Consider the following 17301-nt stretch of genomic DNA (forward strand, 5'->3'; position numbering starts at 1 on the left):
GGCGGACCGAACGCAGAGGGAGGGGCACATGCCCGAGGGGCACATACCGGGCTCGGCGCCGGCCGAGCGGTGCACGACGGCGGGGGAGCACCCGCAGCCGGCCGCGGCGGCGGAACCCCGGCCGTCGACGGCGCAGCCGCCGGCACCGCCGCCGTCGAAGCCGCAACCGACGCAGCGGCAGCCGCAGTCACAGCCGTCGACCCCCGCCCCCGCGAAGGCGGCCACCACGGCCACCGCCCTCCGCCGTACCGGCCTCCTCGTCACCCTCATCCTCGGCGGGCTCACCGCGACGCCGCCCCTCGCGATGGACATGTACCTCCCGGCCCTGCCGGAGGTCACCACCTCCCTCCACGCCCCCGCCACCACGGTCCAGCTCACTCTCACCGCCTGCCTCGCGGGCATGGCGCTCGGCCAGCTCCTGATCGGTCCGATGAGCGACCGGTTCGGCCGTCGCCGCCCGCTGCTCCTCGGTCTCGCCGTCTACATCGTCGCCACCGCGCTCTGCGCCCTCGCGCCCTCCGTCGAGACCCTCATCGCCCTCCGGCTGGTGCAGGGCCTCGCCGGTTCGGCCGGGATCGTGATCGCCCGGGCCGTGGTCCGGGACCTGTACGACGGCGACGCGATGGCCCGCTTCTTCTCGACCCTGATGCTGGTCTCCGGCGTCGCCCCGATCGTCGCGCCGCTGATCGGCGGCCAGGTCCTGCGGGTCACGGACTGGCGGGGCGTCTTCGTCGTCCTGACGGTCATCGGCGTCGCGCTCCTCGCGGTCGTCTGGACGAAGCTCCCCGAGACGCTCGCCCCCGCCGAACGCCACGGCGGCGGCATGGGCGAGACGCTGCACGCCATGCGCGGCCTGCTCACCGACCGGGTCTTCATGGGCTACACGCTGGCCGGCGGCTTCGCCTTCGCCGCCCTCTTCGCGTACATCAGCGCCTCACCGTTCGTCATCCAGGAGATCTACGGCGCCTCGCCGCAGACGTTCAGCCTGCTGTTCGGCGTCAACTCCGTCGGCCTCGTCGTCGTCGGCCAGATCAACGGCAAGATCCTGGTGGGGCGGGTGAGCCTGGACAAGGTGTTCGCGGCGGGCCTCACCGTCGTCGCCCTGTCGGCGACCGCCCTGCTGCTGATGTCCCTGGGCGTCTTCGGCGAGGTCGGCCTGGCCCCGGTCGCGGCGGCCCTGTTCGTGCTGATGTCGGCGATGGGCGTCACGCTCCCCAACACCCAGGCGCTCGCCCTGATGCGGGTGCGCCACGCGGCGGGTTCCGCGTCGGCGCTGCTGGGTACCTCGTCCTTCCTGATCGGCGCGATAGCGTCGCCCCTGGTCGGCGTCGCGGGCGAGGACACCGCCGTGCCCATGGCCGTGGTCCAGCTGGCCTCGGCACTGGTGGCCGCCACCTGCTTCGTGGCACTGTGCCGTCCTTGGAACAGGCGTACGAAAGCGGAGGGAGCGGAGAGCTGAGCGCGCCGAGACTGCGCACGGACACCCCGGAACGGGCCGGACTGGACCCCGAGGAGCTGCGCCGTCTCGTACGGGACGTGCGCGCGCTGACGGAGGGCGAACGCCCCCTGGCCCCCGGTGCGGTCGTCCTCGCCGGACGCGGCCCCGTCGTCGCCGTCGAGGAGGCGGCGGGCTGGGCGGTCCGCTACGACTCCTACGACGAACGCGCCGACCGGGGACGGGAACTCCCGCCGGAGTCCCGCGTCCCGGTGACCCCGCGCACCCCCTTCGACCTGGCCTCCCTCACCAAACTGTTCACCGCGGTGGCGGCCGTGCAGCAACTGGAGCGCGGCACCCTCGGCATCGACGCCAAGGTGGGGGCGTACCTCCCCGACTTCACGGGCGCCGCCGACCACGGCCTCACCGTCCGCCACCTCCTCACCCACACCTCCGGACTGCGCCCCGAACTCCCGCTGTACGACTGCCCGTCGGCGGCCGCCCGGCTGACGATGCTCCGGGCGGAGGCCCCGGCGGAGCCTCCCGGAACGGTCCACCGCTACTCCGACCTGAACCTGCTGCTCCTGCAGCACGTCCTGGAGCGTCTGACGGGCCGGACCCTGGACGCCCTGATCCGTGACGGCATCACCCATCCGCTGGGCATGGTGTCGACGACCTTCGGCCCCTGCCCGGCCGCCGCGGCCACGGAGGACCAGCGCCGCCCCTGGGCGAAGGCGGACCGGGGCATGGTCCGCGGTCGGGTCCACGACGAGAACGCGTGGTCCCTCGGCGGTGTGGCCGGCCACGCGGGCCTCTTCTCGACCGCCCGGGACCTGGCCGTCTTCTGCCGCACCCTGCTGGCCGGCGGCTCCTACGGCCCCGCGCGCATCCTCGGCCCCGACTTCGTCGAGCTGATGCTCACCCCGCCGGGCCTCGGGTTCGCCCTCGACCGGCCGTGGTTCATGGGCGAGCTATCGGGCCGGGGCGCGGCCGGGCACACCGGGTTCACGGGCACCTCCCTGGTCCTCGACCCGGCGACGGACACGTTCCTGGTGCTCCTCACCAACGCGGTCCATCCCCGCCGCCGTGACCCCCTCAACGCGGCGCGGGCGGCGGCCGGCACCCGGCTGGCGCGGGCGGTGCGGGGCAGGTGAGCCGCACGCACGGGGAGGGGCGGGCGCCGGGGAGGCGGACGGCGGCGGCGCCCTAGAATCGCCACGTGAACGCCCCCGCCCCCGCCTCCGCCGCCGAGACCCTGCGCACCGCCCTCGCCGGCCTCCTCGACGGTCTCCCGCCCAAGTCGGCCACGCGGGCGGTGGAGCGGCTGATCGCGAACTACCGGGGGCGCACGCCGACGGACGCACCGGTGCTGAGGGACCGTTCCGACGTGGTGGCGTACGCGGCGTACCGGATGCCGGCGACGTTCGAGGCGGTGTGCTCGGCGCTGGAGGCGTTCGCGGCGGCGGTGCCGGGCTGGGTGCCCGGCAGTCATGTCGACGTCGGCGGCGGCACGGGCGCGGCGACCTGGGCGGTGAACGCGACCTGGGCGGGCAGCCGTCCGGTGACGGTGCTCGACTGGGCGGAACCGGCGCTGGCGCTCGGACGGGAGATCGCCGCGGCGAACCCGGAGCTGAAGGCCGCCGCGTGGCAGCGCTCTCGTATCGGAGCGGCGCTCACCATCGAGAGCACCGATCTCGTCACGGTCTCCTACGTCCTGGGCGAGCTGACCGCCGAGGACCGCACGGCCGTGGTGGAGGCCGCCGCGACCGCCGCCCAGGCCGTCGTGATCATCGAGCCCGGCACTCCCGAGGGGTACGCCCGCGTGATCGAGGCCCGTACCCGTCTCGTGGCCGCCGGGTTCCACATCGCCGCGCCCTGTCCGCACAGCGCCGCCTGCCCCATCGTCCCGGGCGAGGACTGGTGCCACTTCGCCGCCCGCGTCAGCCGTTCCTCGCTGCACCGCCAGGTCAAGGGCGGCTCCCTGCCGTACGAGGACGAGAAGTTCAGCTACGTCGCCGCCACCCGCTTCCCCCCGTCCCCGGCCCCCGCCCGCGTGGTCCGCAAGCCGCAGATCCGCAAGGGCCTGGTCCTCCTGGACCTCTGCGAGACCGAACCCGCCCTCGGCCGCACCACGGTCACCAAGCGCCACGGCCCCCTCTACCGGGCGGCCCGTGACACGGACTGGGGCGACGCCTGGCCGCCGCCCGGGGACGACGAACAGCCGGGCGCCTGACACAAGCGCGGGACCTGACGGGGCGCGGGACCTGGCACGGGCGCGCCCGCCGCGTCGTAATCCGGTTGCGGAGCCGGTGCACCTTCCGGCTATCTCATGGATCATGTCCACCACCCCGCAGCTGGCCGAGATCACCTCCGCCAACCTCGAAGCGGCGTTCGCCGTACGCGTCCGGCCCGACCAGGAACACCTGGTGGAGTCGGTCGAGAAGTCGCTGGCCGAGGCGTACGTCCACCCCGGTGTCGCCTGGCCCCGGCTCGTCCTGGACGGTGACCGGGCCGTCGGCTTCCTGATGGCCTTCCTCGACATCGACTGGAAGGGCGACGGCTCGGGCACCGACCTCCGCTCCGGGCTCTGGCGGCTCAACATCGCCGCGGACGCGCAGGGCCGGGGCTACGGCCGCTTCGCCGTCGAGTCGGTCGCCGCCGAGATCCGCCGCCGCGGCGGCGACCGCCTCTTCGTCACCTGGCACCCCGGCCCCGACGGCCCGGAGCCCTTCTACCTCGGTCTCGGCTTCCGTACGACGGGGGAGACCAGCGGAGGCCAGACGGTCGGGGTGCTGGAGCTGACCGGCTGACCGCCGCCCGGTGTGCGGTGGGTGAGCCCCGGCGCGGGGCTCACGTCTCCTGACGTTTCTCCTGGAGCTTGCGCAGCAGCTCCCGCTTCTGGGTCTGAGGGTCCTGGCCGCCGCCGACGCGGCCGTTCACGGGACCGCCGCGCAGGGCCTTGCGGCCGAGGTTCCGGCGGGAACCGCCCACTCCCAGCATGTTGCCTGCTCCACCACGGGTCATGACAGCCTCCTACGACCAGACGAATGAGAAACGATACGGTCCGTCTCGCTTGCTTCACCACCATGAGGCGAGACGAACCGTCTTGTCAACCTGCTAGATTCGGAGCATGGCCAACAAGACCGCCCCTGACTCCGCCCGGCGCAGCGAGAAGTCGCGCCGAGCCATTTACGACGCCGCCCTCGCCCTCGTCGGCGAGGTCGGTTATCAGAAGACGACCATCGAGGGCATCGCCGCCCGCGCCGGCGTCGGCAAGCAGACGATCTACCGGTGGTGGTCCTCCAAGGCGGAGGTGCTGCTGGAGGCGTTCATCGACCTGAGCGCCCAGGCGGCGGAGGCCGCCGCCCGGCCCGAGGTCGTCGGGGAGCGGGCCGAGTACGAGATCCCGGACACCGGTGACCTCGCGGCCGACCTCAAGGCGGTCCTGCGGGCCACCGTCGACGAACTCCTCGACCCCCGCTTCGAGGTCCCCTCCCGTGCCCTGGCCGCCGAGGGAGTGGTCAACCGGCAGCTCGGCACCGAGTTCGTGGCCAAGCTGCTCGAACCCCAGCTCCAGCTGTACGTGAAGCGCCTGCGCGCGGCCCAGGAACAGGGCGCCGTCCGCGCCGACATCGACCCGCGGATCGCCCTGGAACTCTTCGTCTCCCCGCTCGCCCAGCGCTGGCTGCAGTACACGGGCCCCATCTCCTACGCGTACACGGACGCGCTCGTCGACTACGCCCTGTACGGCCTCGCGCCCCGCTGAGCCCGGTCAACCCCTCGCCCCTGGGGTCCGCTCCCGAGCGGGTGTGATCAATCCGACCGGACACCGGCGGTCGGGGATGCGCGGCCGGGCGTCAAATACCGCCAAAGCAGGTGATAGCCGGCCATCCGAGTCCGCGCTCCGGCACCGCCCCGCCGACCCCGGACCCGGGCTCCGGCCGTCCCCGGCGCAGGATGGTGGGACCATGGGGACATGCTGTCCGCACCACAGCGAGGCGAGGCGATAGATGAGCGCGACGTTCGGCGGCCGGACCGGTCGGCAGGGCAGGTTCTCCGAGTGGCTGCGCGCCCGTCGTACCGGCCGCCCGCTCGACGGGGCCGCCGACGAAGCCGGGCGTGAGGAACTGCTGCTCTCCTCGGCCGCCGCCGGACTCCCGCTCGCGCCCGCCGCCCACCCCTCGGGCTACCGGTGCTCCTGCGACCGTGTCGGCTGTCCCACCCCCGCCCGGCACCCGGTGTCCTTCGCCTGGCAGACGCAGTCGACCACCGACCGCGGCCAGATCGAGCGCTGGGCCCGGCACCAGCCGCAGGCCAACTTCATCACCGCCACCGGCATGGTCCACGACGTGCTGGACGTACCGTTCCCCGCCGGCAGCGAGGCCCTGGAGCGGCTGCTCGCCGCCGGGATCGAGGTGGGCCCCGTCGCGGAGTCCGAGTCCGAGTCGGGCGAGGGGCGGCTGCTGTTCTTCACCCACACCCGGGGCACGCCCGAGGACGAGGACGAGTGGTGGCCCTGCGAACTGGACTGCCACCCGGAGACCATGGACGAGCACCCGGGGCTGCGCTGGCACTGCCGGGGCTCCTACGTCCTCGTACCGCCGGCCCGGCTCCCCGGTGACCTCGCCGTGCGCTGGGTGCGCGGCCCCGAGCATCCGCTGCCGGACCCGCTGACCCTGCTGGAGATCCTCACCGACGCCTGCTCCCGCCACCTGGACGAGCAGCCGGACAGCGCGAACACGGCCTGGCCCTCCCGGGGCTGACATCCCCGGGTCCGGCCCGGCGGCCGTCCGCCCCGTGTCCGGTCCCGCGTCACCGGCGACCCGCCGTCACTCGCCCTTGGCCCCCGTGAGCCCGCCCACCTGGCTCAGGAACTCCACCGGCCGGCCGGAGTTCGTCTTCGCCGGGTCGAGGACCGCCTGGTTGTTCACGAACTCCAGGGTCAGGGACTGCTTGGGCTCGCCCGTCATCAGCGCCCTGACGGCCGAGTCCCGGACGGGGATGCTCGCACCCTGCGCGGCGGTCTGCTTCTGGTAGTGCCGGGTGGTGAAGAAGACCAGTGCCCCGCCGTCCGTGGTGCGCAGGCCGACCGGCGCGTAGTCGCCGTTGGTGAGGGCCTCGTCGATGAACTGCCGTGCCAGGCCCGGCTTCGTGGCGTTCCGCCGGCGCTCGGAACGCTTCTCCGAGGTGTAGGGGCCGTCCGCGAACAGGGTGCTGTCCTCCCGCAGGTACGTGACGTACTTCTCGGGCAACTCCGCCGGGGCGACGGAGAGTTCGGGGTCGTTGGGCGTGACCGCCCGCGCGTAGCCGTTCTCGTCCCTCTTGAACTCGGGCAGGTCGGTGCGGGGCACGACGGTGAGGAAGGAGACCTCCCACAGGTCGGTCAGCCCGTCCCGGGTGAAGACGAACAGCCAACGGTCCTTCTTGTCGCCCTTGTTGGCGGCGGCGTCGGCCACGAACCAGCGCGGCCAGCCCGCCTTCTTCGGGATCGTGTACGTGACGTCGGTCAGCTTCAGCGCCACATGGTCCGGGTTGCCGCCCGGGTGGAGCTTGGCGCCCGAGCGGAGCTTGCCGCCGTCGATGTCGGCGAGCGCGCCGGTGACCCGGGAGGCGTCCTGGCTCTGGTCGTACGCCTTGTCCGCCCTGTTGTAGGCGGTGGTGAAGTCCTTCAGCGCCCGCGCCGCCTCCCCCCGGGTCGTCGTGGGCACGACCTCCAGGTCGCCGCGGACCACCACGCACCCGCTCGCCGTCAGCGCCAGCGCGGTCACCGCCGTGGTCAGCAGCGCACCGCGGCCGTACGACGGAGACCCGCCGGACCGGCGAAGTCCGTCCTGCCGGCGGGGTCCGAGGGACCTTCCGCCTGTACGCACCGGACGAACCTCACGAGGCCTTCGTGGGCTCGGAACCCCGAGAACCCTGCTCATCAGGAATCTTCACCTTCCCCTTCCCGGAGGCGAACCCTACCGGGGCGAGGAACAGCGCGAGCGTCGGGACCAGATAGAGGAGCCAGACCGTGACTTGGAGGACCGTCGGGTCGGGCTGGAAGTTGAAGACGCCCTTCAGGAGGGTGCCGTACCAGCTGTCCGGCGGGATCGTCCCGGTGATGTCGAACGCCTTGTCCGTCAGGCCGGGCAGGAAGTCGGCCTCCTGGAGGTCGTGGAACCCGTACGCGAGGACTCCGGCCGCGACCACGACGAGCATGCCGCCGGTCCAGGTGAAGAACCGGGCGAGGTTGATGCGCAGCGCGCCCCGGTAGAACAGCCAGCCGAGCACCACCGCCGACGCCAGGCCCAGCAGGACGCCGACGAGCGGGCCCTCGGTGCCGTCACCGGAGGCCCGCACCGACGTCCACACGAACAGCGAGGTCTCCAGGCCCTCCCGGCCCACCGCGAGGAACGCGGTCGCCACCAGCGCGCCCGTGCCCATCCGCAGGGCGGCGTCCAGCTTGCCGTGCAGGTCGGCCTTGAGGTGGCGGGCGGTGCGCCGCATCCAGAAGACCATCCAGGTCACCAGGACCACGGCGATGATCGACAGGGAGCCGCCGAGCGCCTCCTGCGCCTTGAACGTCAGCTCCTGGGAGCCGAATTCGAGGACGCAGCCGAAGGCGAGGGCGAGTCCGACGGCGACGCCGATGCCGGTCCAGATGGGCTTCAGGGCGTCCCGGCGCTCCGTCTTCACCAGGTAGGCGATGAGGATGCAGACGACGAGACTGGCCTCCAGGCCCTCCCGCAGACCGATCAGATAGTTCGCGAACACGGTGTCAGTCCTCCGTGGCCGTTGAGGGGGAGAACAGCGCCCGGCCCCACCAGTCGTCCGCGTCCCGGACGCCCGGCGGCACCGCGAAGATCGCCGAACCCACGTGCTGGATGTACTCGTTGAGCGCGTCCTTGGCCAGGTTGCGCTGGACCGGGATGAACCCCTCGCGCACGTCGCGCTGGTAGGCGAGGAAGAACAGGCCCGCGTCCAGGCGGCCGAGCCCGTCCGTGCCGTCGGTGAAGGAGTAGCCGCGCCGCAGCAGCGTGATCCCGTGGTTGGAATCGGGGTGCGCGAGCCGCACGTGCGCGTCCGGCAGCATCGCCTTCAGGAACGGCTCGTCGCGTTCCTTCGCCTTGCCGACCGGGGCGCCCTCGCCCTTGTCGCGGCCGAAGATGTCCTCCTGCTCCTGCAGCGAGGTCCGGTCCCAGGTCTCGATGTGCATACGGATGCGCCGGGCGACGAGATACGAACCGCCCCTCATCCAGGCCGAGTCCGCGTCGACGTCCTTCTCGTCCACCCACACGAACTTCTTCAGGCGGTCCGTCTCGGTGCCGGCGATGTTGCGGGTGCCGTCCTTGAACCCCATGAGGTTGCGCGGGGTCTGCGCCTCGGGGGTGGTGGAGGAGGTCTTGCCGAACCCGAGCTGGGACCAGCGCACCGAGACCTTGCCGAAGCCGATGCGGGCGAGGTTGCGGATGGCGTGCACCGCGACCTGGGGGTCGTCCGCGCACGCCTGCACGCACAGGTCGCCGCCGCTGCGCGCCCGGTCGAGGTTGTCACCGGCGAACTGCGGCAGGTCGACGAGGGCCTCGGGCCGCCGCCCGTCCAGCCCGAACCGGTCGAACAGGGAGGGTCCGAAGCCGATGGTCAGCGTCAGCCGCGACGGCTTCAGCCCCAGCGCCTCGCCGGTGTCGTCCGGCGGGGCCTCCGCCAGACCGCCGTACGCGCCGTCGCCGACCGCCTTCCCGGCGGTCATCCGGCGCGCGGCGGCCGTCCAGTCCTTCAGCATGGCCACGAACGCGTCGCGGTCCTCGGTCTCCACGTCGAACGCGGCGAAGTGCAACCGGTCCTGCACGGGCGTGGCGATACCGGCCTGGTGGGCGCCGTGGAAGGCGACGGCCGCACCGGCCGCGGGGGCCGTGTCGTCGTCGTCCGGGCGGGCCGCGGCGACCGCGCCGCCGGCCGCGGCGGCACCGAGCGCGAGCCCGGCACCGCCCCAGCCGATGAGGGCGCGCCGCGACGGGGTACGGGGGTGCTCCGGCGCGGAGCCGGGCTCGGGGGAGTCGTCGGCGGTCATCGTCACTTCACCACCGCTGCCGCGAGCTGCGAGAGGGGCTCGGCGAGCGCGTTCACCGCGTCCGACAGCTCCTTCTGCTCCGCCTTGCCGACCTTGTCGTAGGAGACGAAGTCGTAGCCGGTCTTGTCCTTGCGGTACTTGTCGAGCAGCGTGTTCAGGGCCGCGAACTGCTGGTCGAGTTCCTTCGTCAGCTCCGGGTCGTTCTCGGCGGCGACGGACTTGAGCAGCGCGTACGACTTCTCGGCGCCCTCGACGTTGGCCTTGAAGTCGACGAGGTCGGTGTGCGAGTAGCGCTCCTCCTCGCCGGTGACCTTGCCGGTGGCGACCTCGTCGAGGAGCTCCTTGGCGCCGTTGGCCATGGAGGTCGGGGTGATCTCGGCCTTGCCGACCCGCTCGCGCCAGTCGTCCAGGTCGGTCACCAGCCGGTCGGCCAGCTCGGAGTCGCGGGCGGTGAGCTTGCCGTCCTTCCACAGCGAACGCTCCAGGCGGTGCCAGCCGGTCCAGTCCTTCTCCGGGTCCTGGCCCTCCTCCAGACCGTCCTCGCGGACGTCGACCTTCGGGTCGATGTCGCCGAAGGACTCGGCGACCGGCTCGGTGCGCTCCCAGCCGATCCGGGAGGGCGCGTACGCCTTCTTCGCGGCCTCCACGTCCCCGTCCTTGACGGCGTCGGCGAACACCTTCACCAGCGGGATCGTCTCGTCGGCCTGGGTCTGCACGTACTTCCGGTAGGAGGCGACGGCCTCGTCCAGGCGCGGATCGCGCGCGGCGACCTTGCCGCCGCCGGTGGCCTTGACGTCCTGCCGGATGCCGTCGCCCTTCATGCCCGGCTTGCAGGCGATCCGGTAGTCGCCGGCCTTCACCTCGGCGGTGACCTTCTGCTTGGTGCCGGGGCCGATGTTCTCGCGCTCGGTGACCACGCGGTCGTCGGGGAAGAGGAGGTAGACCTCGGTGACCTTGGAACCCTTGTTCTCGATGTCCAGCTCGACGTGGCCGGCCGGGAACTCCTTCTTCGAGACCTCGCACGTGGTGTCGGTCGCGGTGACCGCGATCGCCCCGTCCGCGCCCGCGCTGCTCTTCTCGGTGCAGCCGGTGAGAGCGGTCAGGGCCGCCACGGTGGTGGCGGCGGTGACGACGGACAGTCTGAGGGGGCGCATTTCGGCTCCAAGGCAGTACACGGAGGACACACAGAGAAGGTGAGGCGGGCCTCAGTTATCTGAGGCTTACCTCACCAATTGCTGTCCTTCCAGTGAAACCCCCTCTCCGGGGCCGTACGAGCACGGGCCGATCACGGTGGCTCAAAACAGCCCCCATAGTCCGGTCAAGAGAGGGTCAAGAGACCCAAACACCGGTCAAGAACGCGGTTTCACTCCCAGGTATCCACTTCCGTCATGTTTCGGCGTGATCGGGGCATCGCCGGTTCGTGGACGGCCACCACCGCGCCCCGGCCCGCGCCCGGCCCACGTCCGGCACCGGCAGGGGTCCCCTCGGCGGGCACCCTCCGCGGGCCCGTCGGACCCCTCCGGCTCAACCGGCTTGTCCCGTACGTCACTTGATCGGCTCCTCCGTGGGACCGGAACCGGCCCGATCGCCGTCCGGACGGGGGGTGACCTGGTACGACCCGGGGCCCGGTTGATGTTTCAATGCCGGGGTGACCGACTTCGATGTGCTGCGGGTGTTCTGCGGACCCCGCGGCGGATACGGCAACGAACTGGGCGTCGTCCGCGAGGGCTCCGTGATGCCCGACCGCGCCGACCGCCAGGAGTTCGCCGCCAAACTCGGCTTCAGCGAGACCGTGTTCGTGGACGACCCCGAGCGCGGTGTGATCGACATCTACACCCCCTCGCTGCGCCTGCCCTTCGCCGGATACCCCTGCGTGGGCGCGGCCTGGCTGCTGGACGTGCCCGAGCTGGTCACCCCGGCCGGCGTCGTCGGGGCCCGGCTGGACGGTGAGTTCAGCTGGATCGAGGCGCTGCCGGAGTGGGCCCCGCCCCGCACCTTCCGTCAGTACGCCTCCGCCGCCGAGGTCGACGACCTGCGCGTACCGCCGCCGGGCGAGTGGGTCTATGCCTGGGCCTGGGAGGACGAGGCGGCCGGGCGCGTCCGTGCCCGTGCCTTCCCCGGCCGGGGCGACGGCATCGACGAGGACGAGGCCACCGGCGCGGCGGCCCTGCAGCTGACCGCCCGGCTGGGCCGGGCCCTGAACATCACCCAGGGCACGGGCTCCCAGCTGCTCACCGCCCCGCAGCCGCACGGGTGGGTGGAGGTCGGGGGCAGGGTGTTCCTGGAACGCTAGGGCTCGCCACGGCGCCTTTGCCGGCAAGGGGCCACATCCAAGGGGCGCGGGGAACTGCGCGACCAGCCCCCACCCACCCGCACGGACCCACAACCTCGATGCCCCGCCCCGGCGAGCGCAGCGCTCACGCGCTCACGCGCTCAACGGGAACTCGTCGCCCAGGGCGCGGAAGACCGCGGTGTTCAGCGCGAAGGCCCGCTTGCACTCGCTCACGATCCGCTGCTTCTCCAGGTCGTCGGCCCGCACCCGGTCCAGCAGCTCCCGGTAGCCCCGCTTGAAGGCGGCCGGGTTGGTGATCTGCTCGAAGACGTAGAACCGGACGCCGTCGCCCTTCCTGGCGAAGCCCCAGGTCTTCTCGGCCCGGTCCCGGATGATCTGCCCGCCGGAGAGGTCGCCGAGGTACCGCGTGTAGTGGTGGGCCACATAGCCGCCGGCCCACGCACGCGCGCACTCGGCGACCCGCGCCGCGTACTCCTCGGTCGCCGGCAGGGCGGTGAGCGTCGCGCGCCAGCCGGGGCCGCGCAGATGTGCCAGGTCCCGCTCCAGCGCGGTCAGCCGCATCAGCTCGGGCTGGACGAACGGCCCGGCGACCGGGTCGGCGGCCAGCCCCGGCGCCGCGCTCTCCAGCGCCTCGTACACGAACCACAGCTGCTCGGTGTACCGCGCGTACGCCTCGACGCCGAGCTTGCCGCCCAGCATGTCGCCCATGAAGGTCGTGGACTCCGCCTCGGTGTGCTGCTCGTGCGACGCGGTGCGGATGAGCGTGGAGAACGCCGTGTCCGATGCGACCGACGCGTTCATGGGGCCTCCGGTGCCGAAGTGGGAAGACGAGAAGCTGACGCCATTTTCAATGGTTAGGCTTACCTAAGTCAACAGGTTCCCGACTCCCTGTCGGTAAAACGGTACCCCGAGTCCGGCCGGCGCATCCGCCCAGCGAAAAGCCCGCCGCCGGCCGAAGCCGGGGCGAGCTGTCCGCGGGAACGAAAGGTCGCTAGGGCAGCGTGAGGATCTCCGCGCCCGTCTCCGTCACCACCAGCGTGTGCTCGAACTGGGCGGTGCGCCTGAGGTCCTTGGTGACGACCGTCCAGCCGTCGTCCCACATGTCGTAGTCGTACGACCCGAGCGTGAGCATCGGCTCGATCGTGAACGTCATCCCCGTCTGCATCACCGTGGTCGCGTGCGGGGAGTCGTAGTGCGGGACGATCAGGCCCGAGTGGAACGACGAGTTGATCCCGTGCCCGGTGAAGTCGCGCACGACCCCGTACCCGAACCGCTTCGCGTACGACTCGATGACCCGCCCGATGATGTTGATCTGCCGGCCGGGCCTGACGGCCTTGACGGCACGCGCGAGGGCCTCCTCGGTCCGCTCCACGAGCAGCCGCGACTCCTCGTCCACGTCGCCCACCAGGTACGTGGCGTTGTTGTCGCCGTGCACACCGCCGATGTACGCCGTCACGTCCAGGTTGACGATGTCGCCGTCGCGCAGCACGGTCGAGTCGGGGATGCCGTGGCAGATGACCTCGTTGACCGAGGTGCACAGCGACTTGGGGAAGCCCCGGTAGCCGAGCGTCGACGGATAGGCCCCGTGGTCGCACATGTACTCGTGCGCGACCCGGTCCAGCTCGTCCGTGGTCACCCCGGGGGCGATGTGCTTCGCCGCCTCGGCCATCGCCCGCGCCGCGATCCGGCCGGCGATCCGCATGGCCTCGACGGTCTCGGGCGTCTGCACCTCCGGCCCGGTGTACGGAGTCGGGGCGGGCTTGCCCACGTACTCGGGTCGGCGGATGTGTCCCGGGACGGTACGGGTGGGGGAGAGCTTCCCCGGTGCGAGCAGCGACTGGCCAGACATGCCAGCGAGTTTAACCAGCGGTGGTGGGGGACCATGTCGGGGACGACTGCGGAAGGGAACTCAGGTCATGCCTCTGTTCAAACGGCGTACGGCCGGCAAACCCGGCGAGTGGTTCTACTGCCTGGAGCACAAGAAGGTCGAAGAGGGCCCCGACTGCCCCGGCAAGGACCGCATGGGCCCCTACGCCTCCCGCCAGGACGCGACCCGGGCCATGGAGACGGCCCAGGAGCGCAACGCCGAGTGGGAGAACGACCCCCGCTGGCACGACACCCCCACGACGGACTCGAACACCGACTGACCGGCCCCGGCGGGCCCGCCGGGCCCGCCGCGCGCGGACGGCCCGGTCAGCCCGGAGCGACGGGCGGGCCGGGCGGGAGCGCACCGCGCCGCTCCCGCGACCGCACCGCGTGCTCGTTCGTACGCACGTCGTAGGACATCAGCTGCGGCAGACACAGCGCCAGCAGCCCCACCGCCCCCACGCACAACAGACCGCCGGCCCACACGGACGCCCGTACGGACGTCCACGCCGCCATGCTCCCGGCCCGCACCTGCCCCAGCTGAGGTCCCACGGAGTACGACAGCAGCTCGATCCCCGCCAGCCGTCCCCGCAGCTCGTCCGGAATGGTCTGGTTCCACATCGCGGCCCGGAAGATCCCGCTCACCATGTCGAAGGCGCCGCCCAGCACCAGGAACGCCAGCACGAGCCACACCTCCCGCACCAGCCCCGCCGCCGTCACCGACAGCCCCCACAACGCCGCCGCCAGCACCACCATCCGCCCGTGCCGGTGGACCCGGGACGCCCACCCGCTGGTCAGCGTCATCAGCAACGCCCCCGCCGGCAGCGCCGCGTACATCAGCCCCAGCGACCACGGCGCGTCCAGCTCGTCCGCCAGGAACGGCAGCAGGGCCAGCGGCATCGCCAGGAACATCGCGGCGAGGTCGACGGCGTAGGTGCCGAGCAGTTCCTTGCGGCTCCACGCGTACCGCGCGCCCTCCGCGATCGACCGCAACGACGGCTTCGCGGCCTCGTGCGACGCGGGGGACGGCGCGAGCCCCACGCCCAGCGCGAGGGACGCCACGAACGTCGCGAGGTCCGCCGCGTACGCCCAGGCGAGCCCCGCGTACGCCACGACGACACCCGCGAGCGCCGGGGCGGCGACCCCGCCCACCGTCCAGCGCAGCGAGTTCAGCGAGGCGGCGGCCGGCAGATGTTCGTGCGGGACGATGCGGGGCACGATCGAGTCCAGTGCCGGGCGCTGCACCGCGACCAGGGCCGACGACAGGGCGGCCACCAGGTACAGCGGCCACACCAGCGGCTCCGGCAGCAACGCGTTGACCAGCAGCCCGGCGCACAGCAGTCCCTGCCCGGCCTCGGTCCACAGGATCAGTGCCCGCTTGTCCAGGGCGTCGGCGAGAGCCCCGCCGTACAGTCCGAACACGATCAGCGGCACGAGTTCGACCGCGCCGATGGCGCCGACCGCGACGACCGACCCGGTCAGCTCCTTCATCTGCACGGGCAGGGCCACGAAGGTCAGGAAGCTCCCGAAGTTGGTGATCAGCCCCGCCACCCACAACCGCCGGAAGTCCACGGACACCCGCCAGGGCCCGAGATCGGGCAACAGCGCGCCCAGGCGCGACCCGGCCGGGGGAGGGGAGGAGGCGGGAGGAGAGGAGGCCGTGTCACCCGGAGCGGCATCGTCGGAAGCAGTCACGACGGGCCATGCTGGGCGGCCTCCCCCGGCTGCGGCAACCGCTTTTCGGCGGCCCTCGACCGGGTACGCGTGACCGCGCTCACCTGATCGTCATGCCCGGCGCTCACGCACGTAAAGTCGGCCCATGACCTCTACTGACAGTGCACAGCAGCCCCCCGCGAAGGCCCCGGCGAAGGACCCCTGGGACCTGCCGGACGTGTCGGGGCTCGTCGTCGGCGTGCTCGGCGGCACCGGGCCGCAGGGCAAGGGCCTCGCCCACCGGCTCGCCAGGGCCGGCCAGAAGGTGATCATCGGGTCGCGGGCCGCCGACCGCGCCCGGGGCGTCGCCGAGGAACTCGGGCACGGCGTCGAGGGCGCCGACAACGCCGAGACCGCCCGCCGCAGCGACATCGTGATCGTCGCCGTCCCGTGGGACGGACACGGCGACACCCTCGCGTCCCTGCGCGAGGAGCTGACCGGCAAGCTCGTCGTCGACTGCGTCAACCCGCTCGGCTTCGACAAGAAGGGCGCCTACGCCCTGAAGCCGGAGGAGGGCAGCGCGGCCGAGCAGGCCGCCGCCCTGCTCCCGGACTCGCGTGTCACCGCAGCCTTCCACCACCTCTCCGCCGTCCTCCTGGAGGACCCGGAGATCGACGAGATCGACACCGACGTGATGGTGCTCGGCGAGGTGCGGGCCGACGTCGAGATCGTGCAGGCGCTCGCCGGCCGCATCCCCGGCATGCGCGGCATCTTCGCGGGCCGGCTGCGCAACGCCCACCAGGTCGAGTCCCTGGTCGCCAACCTGATCTCGGTGAACCGCCGCTACAAGGCCCACGCGGGCATCCGCCTCACCGACGTGTGAGGCGACGTACGTACGCGTACGGGCATGGGGGACACTGGACGCCGTACCACCTCGTCCGACCGCCCTCCCAGGAGCCGACCCCCATGCCCCCCTCGCTCCCGCCCGGCCCGGCCCGGCGGCTCGCCGTCTACGCCCTCGTCGTCTGTCTCCTCGCGGTCACCGCGGCCGTGGTCTCCTTCAGCCGCGACAGCTGGCTGGGTGTGGTGTGGCTGCTGATGGCCGGCCTGTCGTCCAACATGACCTGGTACTACGTGCGCAAGGCCCGGCAGGCGCCCCGGGCGGTCACACCCCGGTGAGGCAGGCGTCGCTGTCCGCGCGCCAGAACCGGTAGAGCCGGTAGCCGCAGTCGGACAGCTGGTCCTGGATGCCCAGGCCCCGCATGAACGCGTCGATCACGTCCCAGAACACCCCGTTCACCGCCGGGATCCACAGCACCGCGAACACCAGCAGCAGCCCGAACGGCGCCAGCGGCTCCACCTGGCGGCGGATCTTGTACGACAGCCACGGCTCGACGACGCCGTAGCCGTCCAGCCCCGGCACCGGCAGGAAGTTCAGGATCGCGGCCGTGACCTGGAGCATCGCGAGGAAGGCGAGCGCGAACAGGAAGGCCGCGGGCACGCCGTCCGTGACACCCAGCCAGAAGGGCGCGGTGCAGACGGCCGCGAACGCGACGTTCGTCAGCGGGCCCGCCGCCGAGATCAGACTGTGCTTCCAGCGGCCCTGGATCCGGCCGCGCTCGATGAACACCGCGCCACCGGGCAGTCCGATCCCACCCATGATCACGAAGACGACGGGCAGCACGATGCTGAGCAGGGCGTGGGTGTAGGCGAGTGGATTGAGGCTCAAGTAGCCTTTTGCGCCAACGGTGATGTCACCCCCATGCAACGCGGTACGGGCGTGCGCGTACTCGTGCAGGCAGAGGGAGACCACCCACGCCGAGGTCACGAACAGGAAGACCGCCAGACCGGGCTGCTCGGCGAACCCGGTCCAGGTGGCCCATCCGGTGACCGCCATGACGGCCACGATCCCCACGAAGACGGGACTGATCCTCCGGTCGCTCCGGCGGGACGCGGCGGTGGTCATGGGGCTCCTAGGACGCTCGGCGGACGGTCGATCAC

General features: G+C 72.2%; 19 protein-coding genes. 10 read left to right on the forward strand and 9 right to left on the reverse strand.

All coding sequences use genetic code 11. The annotated features are described in order from the left end of the window. Positions 1–28 precede the first annotated feature (28 nt). The 4 genes from SCAB_RS31595 (at position 29) to SCAB_RS31610 (ending at position 4245) form a co-directional block, all read left to right on the forward strand. On the forward strand, positions 29–1459 hold the full coding sequence (locus SCAB_RS31595) for a multidrug effflux MFS transporter (protein ID WP_013004172.1): 1431 nt from the start codon (positions 29–31) through the stop codon (positions 1457–1459). Next, positions 1411–2589, forward strand: a complete 1179-nt coding sequence (locus SCAB_RS31600; protein ID WP_037727835.1) for a serine hydrolase domain-containing protein — start codon at positions 1411–1413, stop codon at positions 2587–2589. The genes SCAB_RS31595 and SCAB_RS31600 overlap by 49 nt, the downstream gene beginning before the upstream one ends. Before the next feature lie 65 nt (positions 2590–2654). Continuing rightward, positions 2655–3668: a small ribosomal subunit Rsm22 family protein gene (locus SCAB_RS31605; protein ID WP_013004174.1), complete on the forward strand. Its 1014-nt coding sequence runs from the start codon at positions 2655–2657 to the stop codon at positions 3666–3668. A gap of 103 nt (positions 3669–3771) precedes the next feature. Further along, a complete protein-coding gene (locus tag SCAB_RS31610; RefSeq protein WP_041669889.1) occupies positions 3772–4245 on the forward strand; it encodes a GNAT family N-acetyltransferase in 474 nt (157 codons plus the stop codon). A 40-nt stretch (positions 4246–4285) separates the two neighbouring features. Here SCAB_RS31610 and SCAB_RS47450 read toward each other — a convergent pair whose 3' ends face one another. After that, on the reverse strand, positions 4286–4459 hold the full coding sequence (locus SCAB_RS47450) for a DUF6243 family protein (RefSeq protein ID WP_158512269.1): 174 nt from the start codon (positions 4457–4459) through the stop codon (positions 4286–4288). A 106-nt stretch (positions 4460–4565) separates the two neighbouring features. On the opposite strand from SCAB_RS47450, the gene SCAB_RS31615 reads away from it, so the two are divergent. After that, positions 4566–5201 carry a TetR/AcrR family transcriptional regulator gene (locus SCAB_RS31615; protein ID WP_013004177.1) on the forward strand — a complete coding sequence of 212 codons (636 nt, stop codon included), beginning with the start codon at positions 4566–4568 and terminating at the stop codon, positions 5199–5201. Between the two features lie 244 nt (positions 5202–5445). After that, positions 5446–6198: a bifunctional DNA primase/polymerase gene (locus SCAB_RS31620; RefSeq protein WP_013004178.1), complete on the forward strand. Its 753-nt coding sequence runs from the start codon at positions 5446–5448 to the stop codon at positions 6196–6198. A 66-nt stretch (positions 6199–6264) separates the two neighbouring features. Here the strand turns inward: SCAB_RS31620 and SCAB_RS31625 are convergent, their stop codons facing one another. The 4 genes from SCAB_RS31625 to efeO are packed head-to-tail and all read right to left on the reverse strand — an operon-like array spanning position 6265 to position 10642. Then, complete coding sequence (locus SCAB_RS31625; RefSeq protein WP_078580217.1) at positions 6265–7359, reverse strand: hypothetical protein; 1095 nt, start codon at positions 7357–7359, stop codon at positions 6265–6267. Further along, a complete protein-coding gene (gene efeU / locus SCAB_RS31630; RefSeq protein ID WP_013004180.1) occupies positions 7316–8191 on the reverse strand; it encodes an iron uptake transporter permease EfeU in 876 nt (291 codons plus the stop codon). Before efeU ends, SCAB_RS31625 begins: the two co-directional genes overlap by 44 nt. A 4-nt stretch (positions 8192–8195) precedes the next feature. Beyond that, the gene (efeB, locus tag SCAB_RS31635; RefSeq protein ID WP_037727840.1) at positions 8196–9488 is read right to left on the reverse strand and encodes an iron uptake transporter deferrochelatase/peroxidase subunit; all 1293 of its coding nucleotides are present in this window, start codon (positions 9486–9488) and stop codon (positions 8196–8198) included. 2 nt (positions 9489–9490) lie between these two features. Beyond that, positions 9491–10642 (reverse strand): iron uptake system protein EfeO, encoded by a 1152-nt coding sequence (gene efeO, locus SCAB_RS31640; protein WP_013004182.1) that lies wholly within the window; start codon positions 10640–10642, stop codon positions 9491–9493. Between the two features lie 494 nt (positions 10643–11136). On the opposite strand from efeO, the gene SCAB_RS31645 reads away from it, so the two are divergent. Continuing rightward, positions 11137–11781, forward strand: coding sequence for a PhzF family phenazine biosynthesis protein (locus tag SCAB_RS31645; protein WP_013004183.1), 645 nt, complete (start codon positions 11137–11139; stop codon positions 11779–11781). 132 nt (positions 11782–11913) lie between these two features. Here SCAB_RS31645 and SCAB_RS31650 read toward each other — a convergent pair whose 3' ends face one another. Beyond that, positions 11914–12582, reverse strand: coding sequence for a biliverdin-producing heme oxygenase (locus SCAB_RS31650; RefSeq protein ID WP_013004184.1), 669 nt, complete (start codon positions 12580–12582; stop codon positions 11914–11916). A 190-nt stretch (positions 12583–12772) separates the two neighbouring features. Continuing rightward, positions 12773–13630, reverse strand: coding sequence for a type I methionyl aminopeptidase (gene map, locus SCAB_RS31655; RefSeq protein ID WP_013004185.1), 858 nt, complete (start codon positions 13628–13630; stop codon positions 12773–12775). Positions 13631–13697: 67 nt separating this feature from the next. Here map and SCAB_RS31660 point away from each other — a divergent pair, with 67 nt between their 5' ends. Further along, on the forward strand, positions 13698–13928 hold the full coding sequence (locus SCAB_RS31660; protein WP_013004186.1) for a hypothetical protein: 231 nt from the start codon (positions 13698–13700) through the stop codon (positions 13926–13928). Positions 13929–13974: 46 nt separating this feature from the next. Here the strand turns inward: SCAB_RS31660 and SCAB_RS31665 are convergent, their stop codons facing one another. Continuing rightward, the gene (locus SCAB_RS31665) at positions 13975–15261 is read right to left on the reverse strand and encodes an MFS transporter (protein WP_060881977.1); all 1287 of its coding nucleotides are present in this window, start codon (positions 15259–15261) and stop codon (positions 13975–13977) included. 205 nt (positions 15262–15466) lie between these two features. Here SCAB_RS31665 and npdG point away from each other — a divergent pair, with 205 nt between their 5' ends. After that, positions 15467–16183, forward strand: coding sequence for an NADPH-dependent F420 reductase (npdG, locus tag SCAB_RS31670; protein WP_013004189.1), 717 nt, complete (start codon positions 15467–15469; stop codon positions 16181–16183). Between the two features lie 83 nt (positions 16184–16266). Further along, positions 16267–16479: a hypothetical protein gene (locus tag SCAB_RS31675; RefSeq protein WP_013004190.1), complete on the forward strand. Its 213-nt coding sequence runs from the start codon at positions 16267–16269 to the stop codon at positions 16477–16479. Here SCAB_RS31675 and SCAB_RS31680 read toward each other — a convergent pair. Next, positions 16466–17266, reverse strand: coding sequence for a site-2 protease family protein (locus SCAB_RS31680; protein WP_013004191.1), 801 nt, complete (start codon positions 17264–17266; stop codon positions 16466–16468). The two genes, SCAB_RS31675 and SCAB_RS31680, sit on opposite strands and share 14 nt — an antisense overlap. Positions 17267–17301 lie beyond the last annotated feature (35 nt).

Origin of the sequence: Streptomyces scabiei 87.22, assembly GCF_000091305.1 — a bacterium.
Taxonomy (GTDB): Bacteria; Actinomycetota; Actinomycetes; order Streptomycetales; family Streptomycetaceae; genus Streptomyces; species Streptomyces scabiei.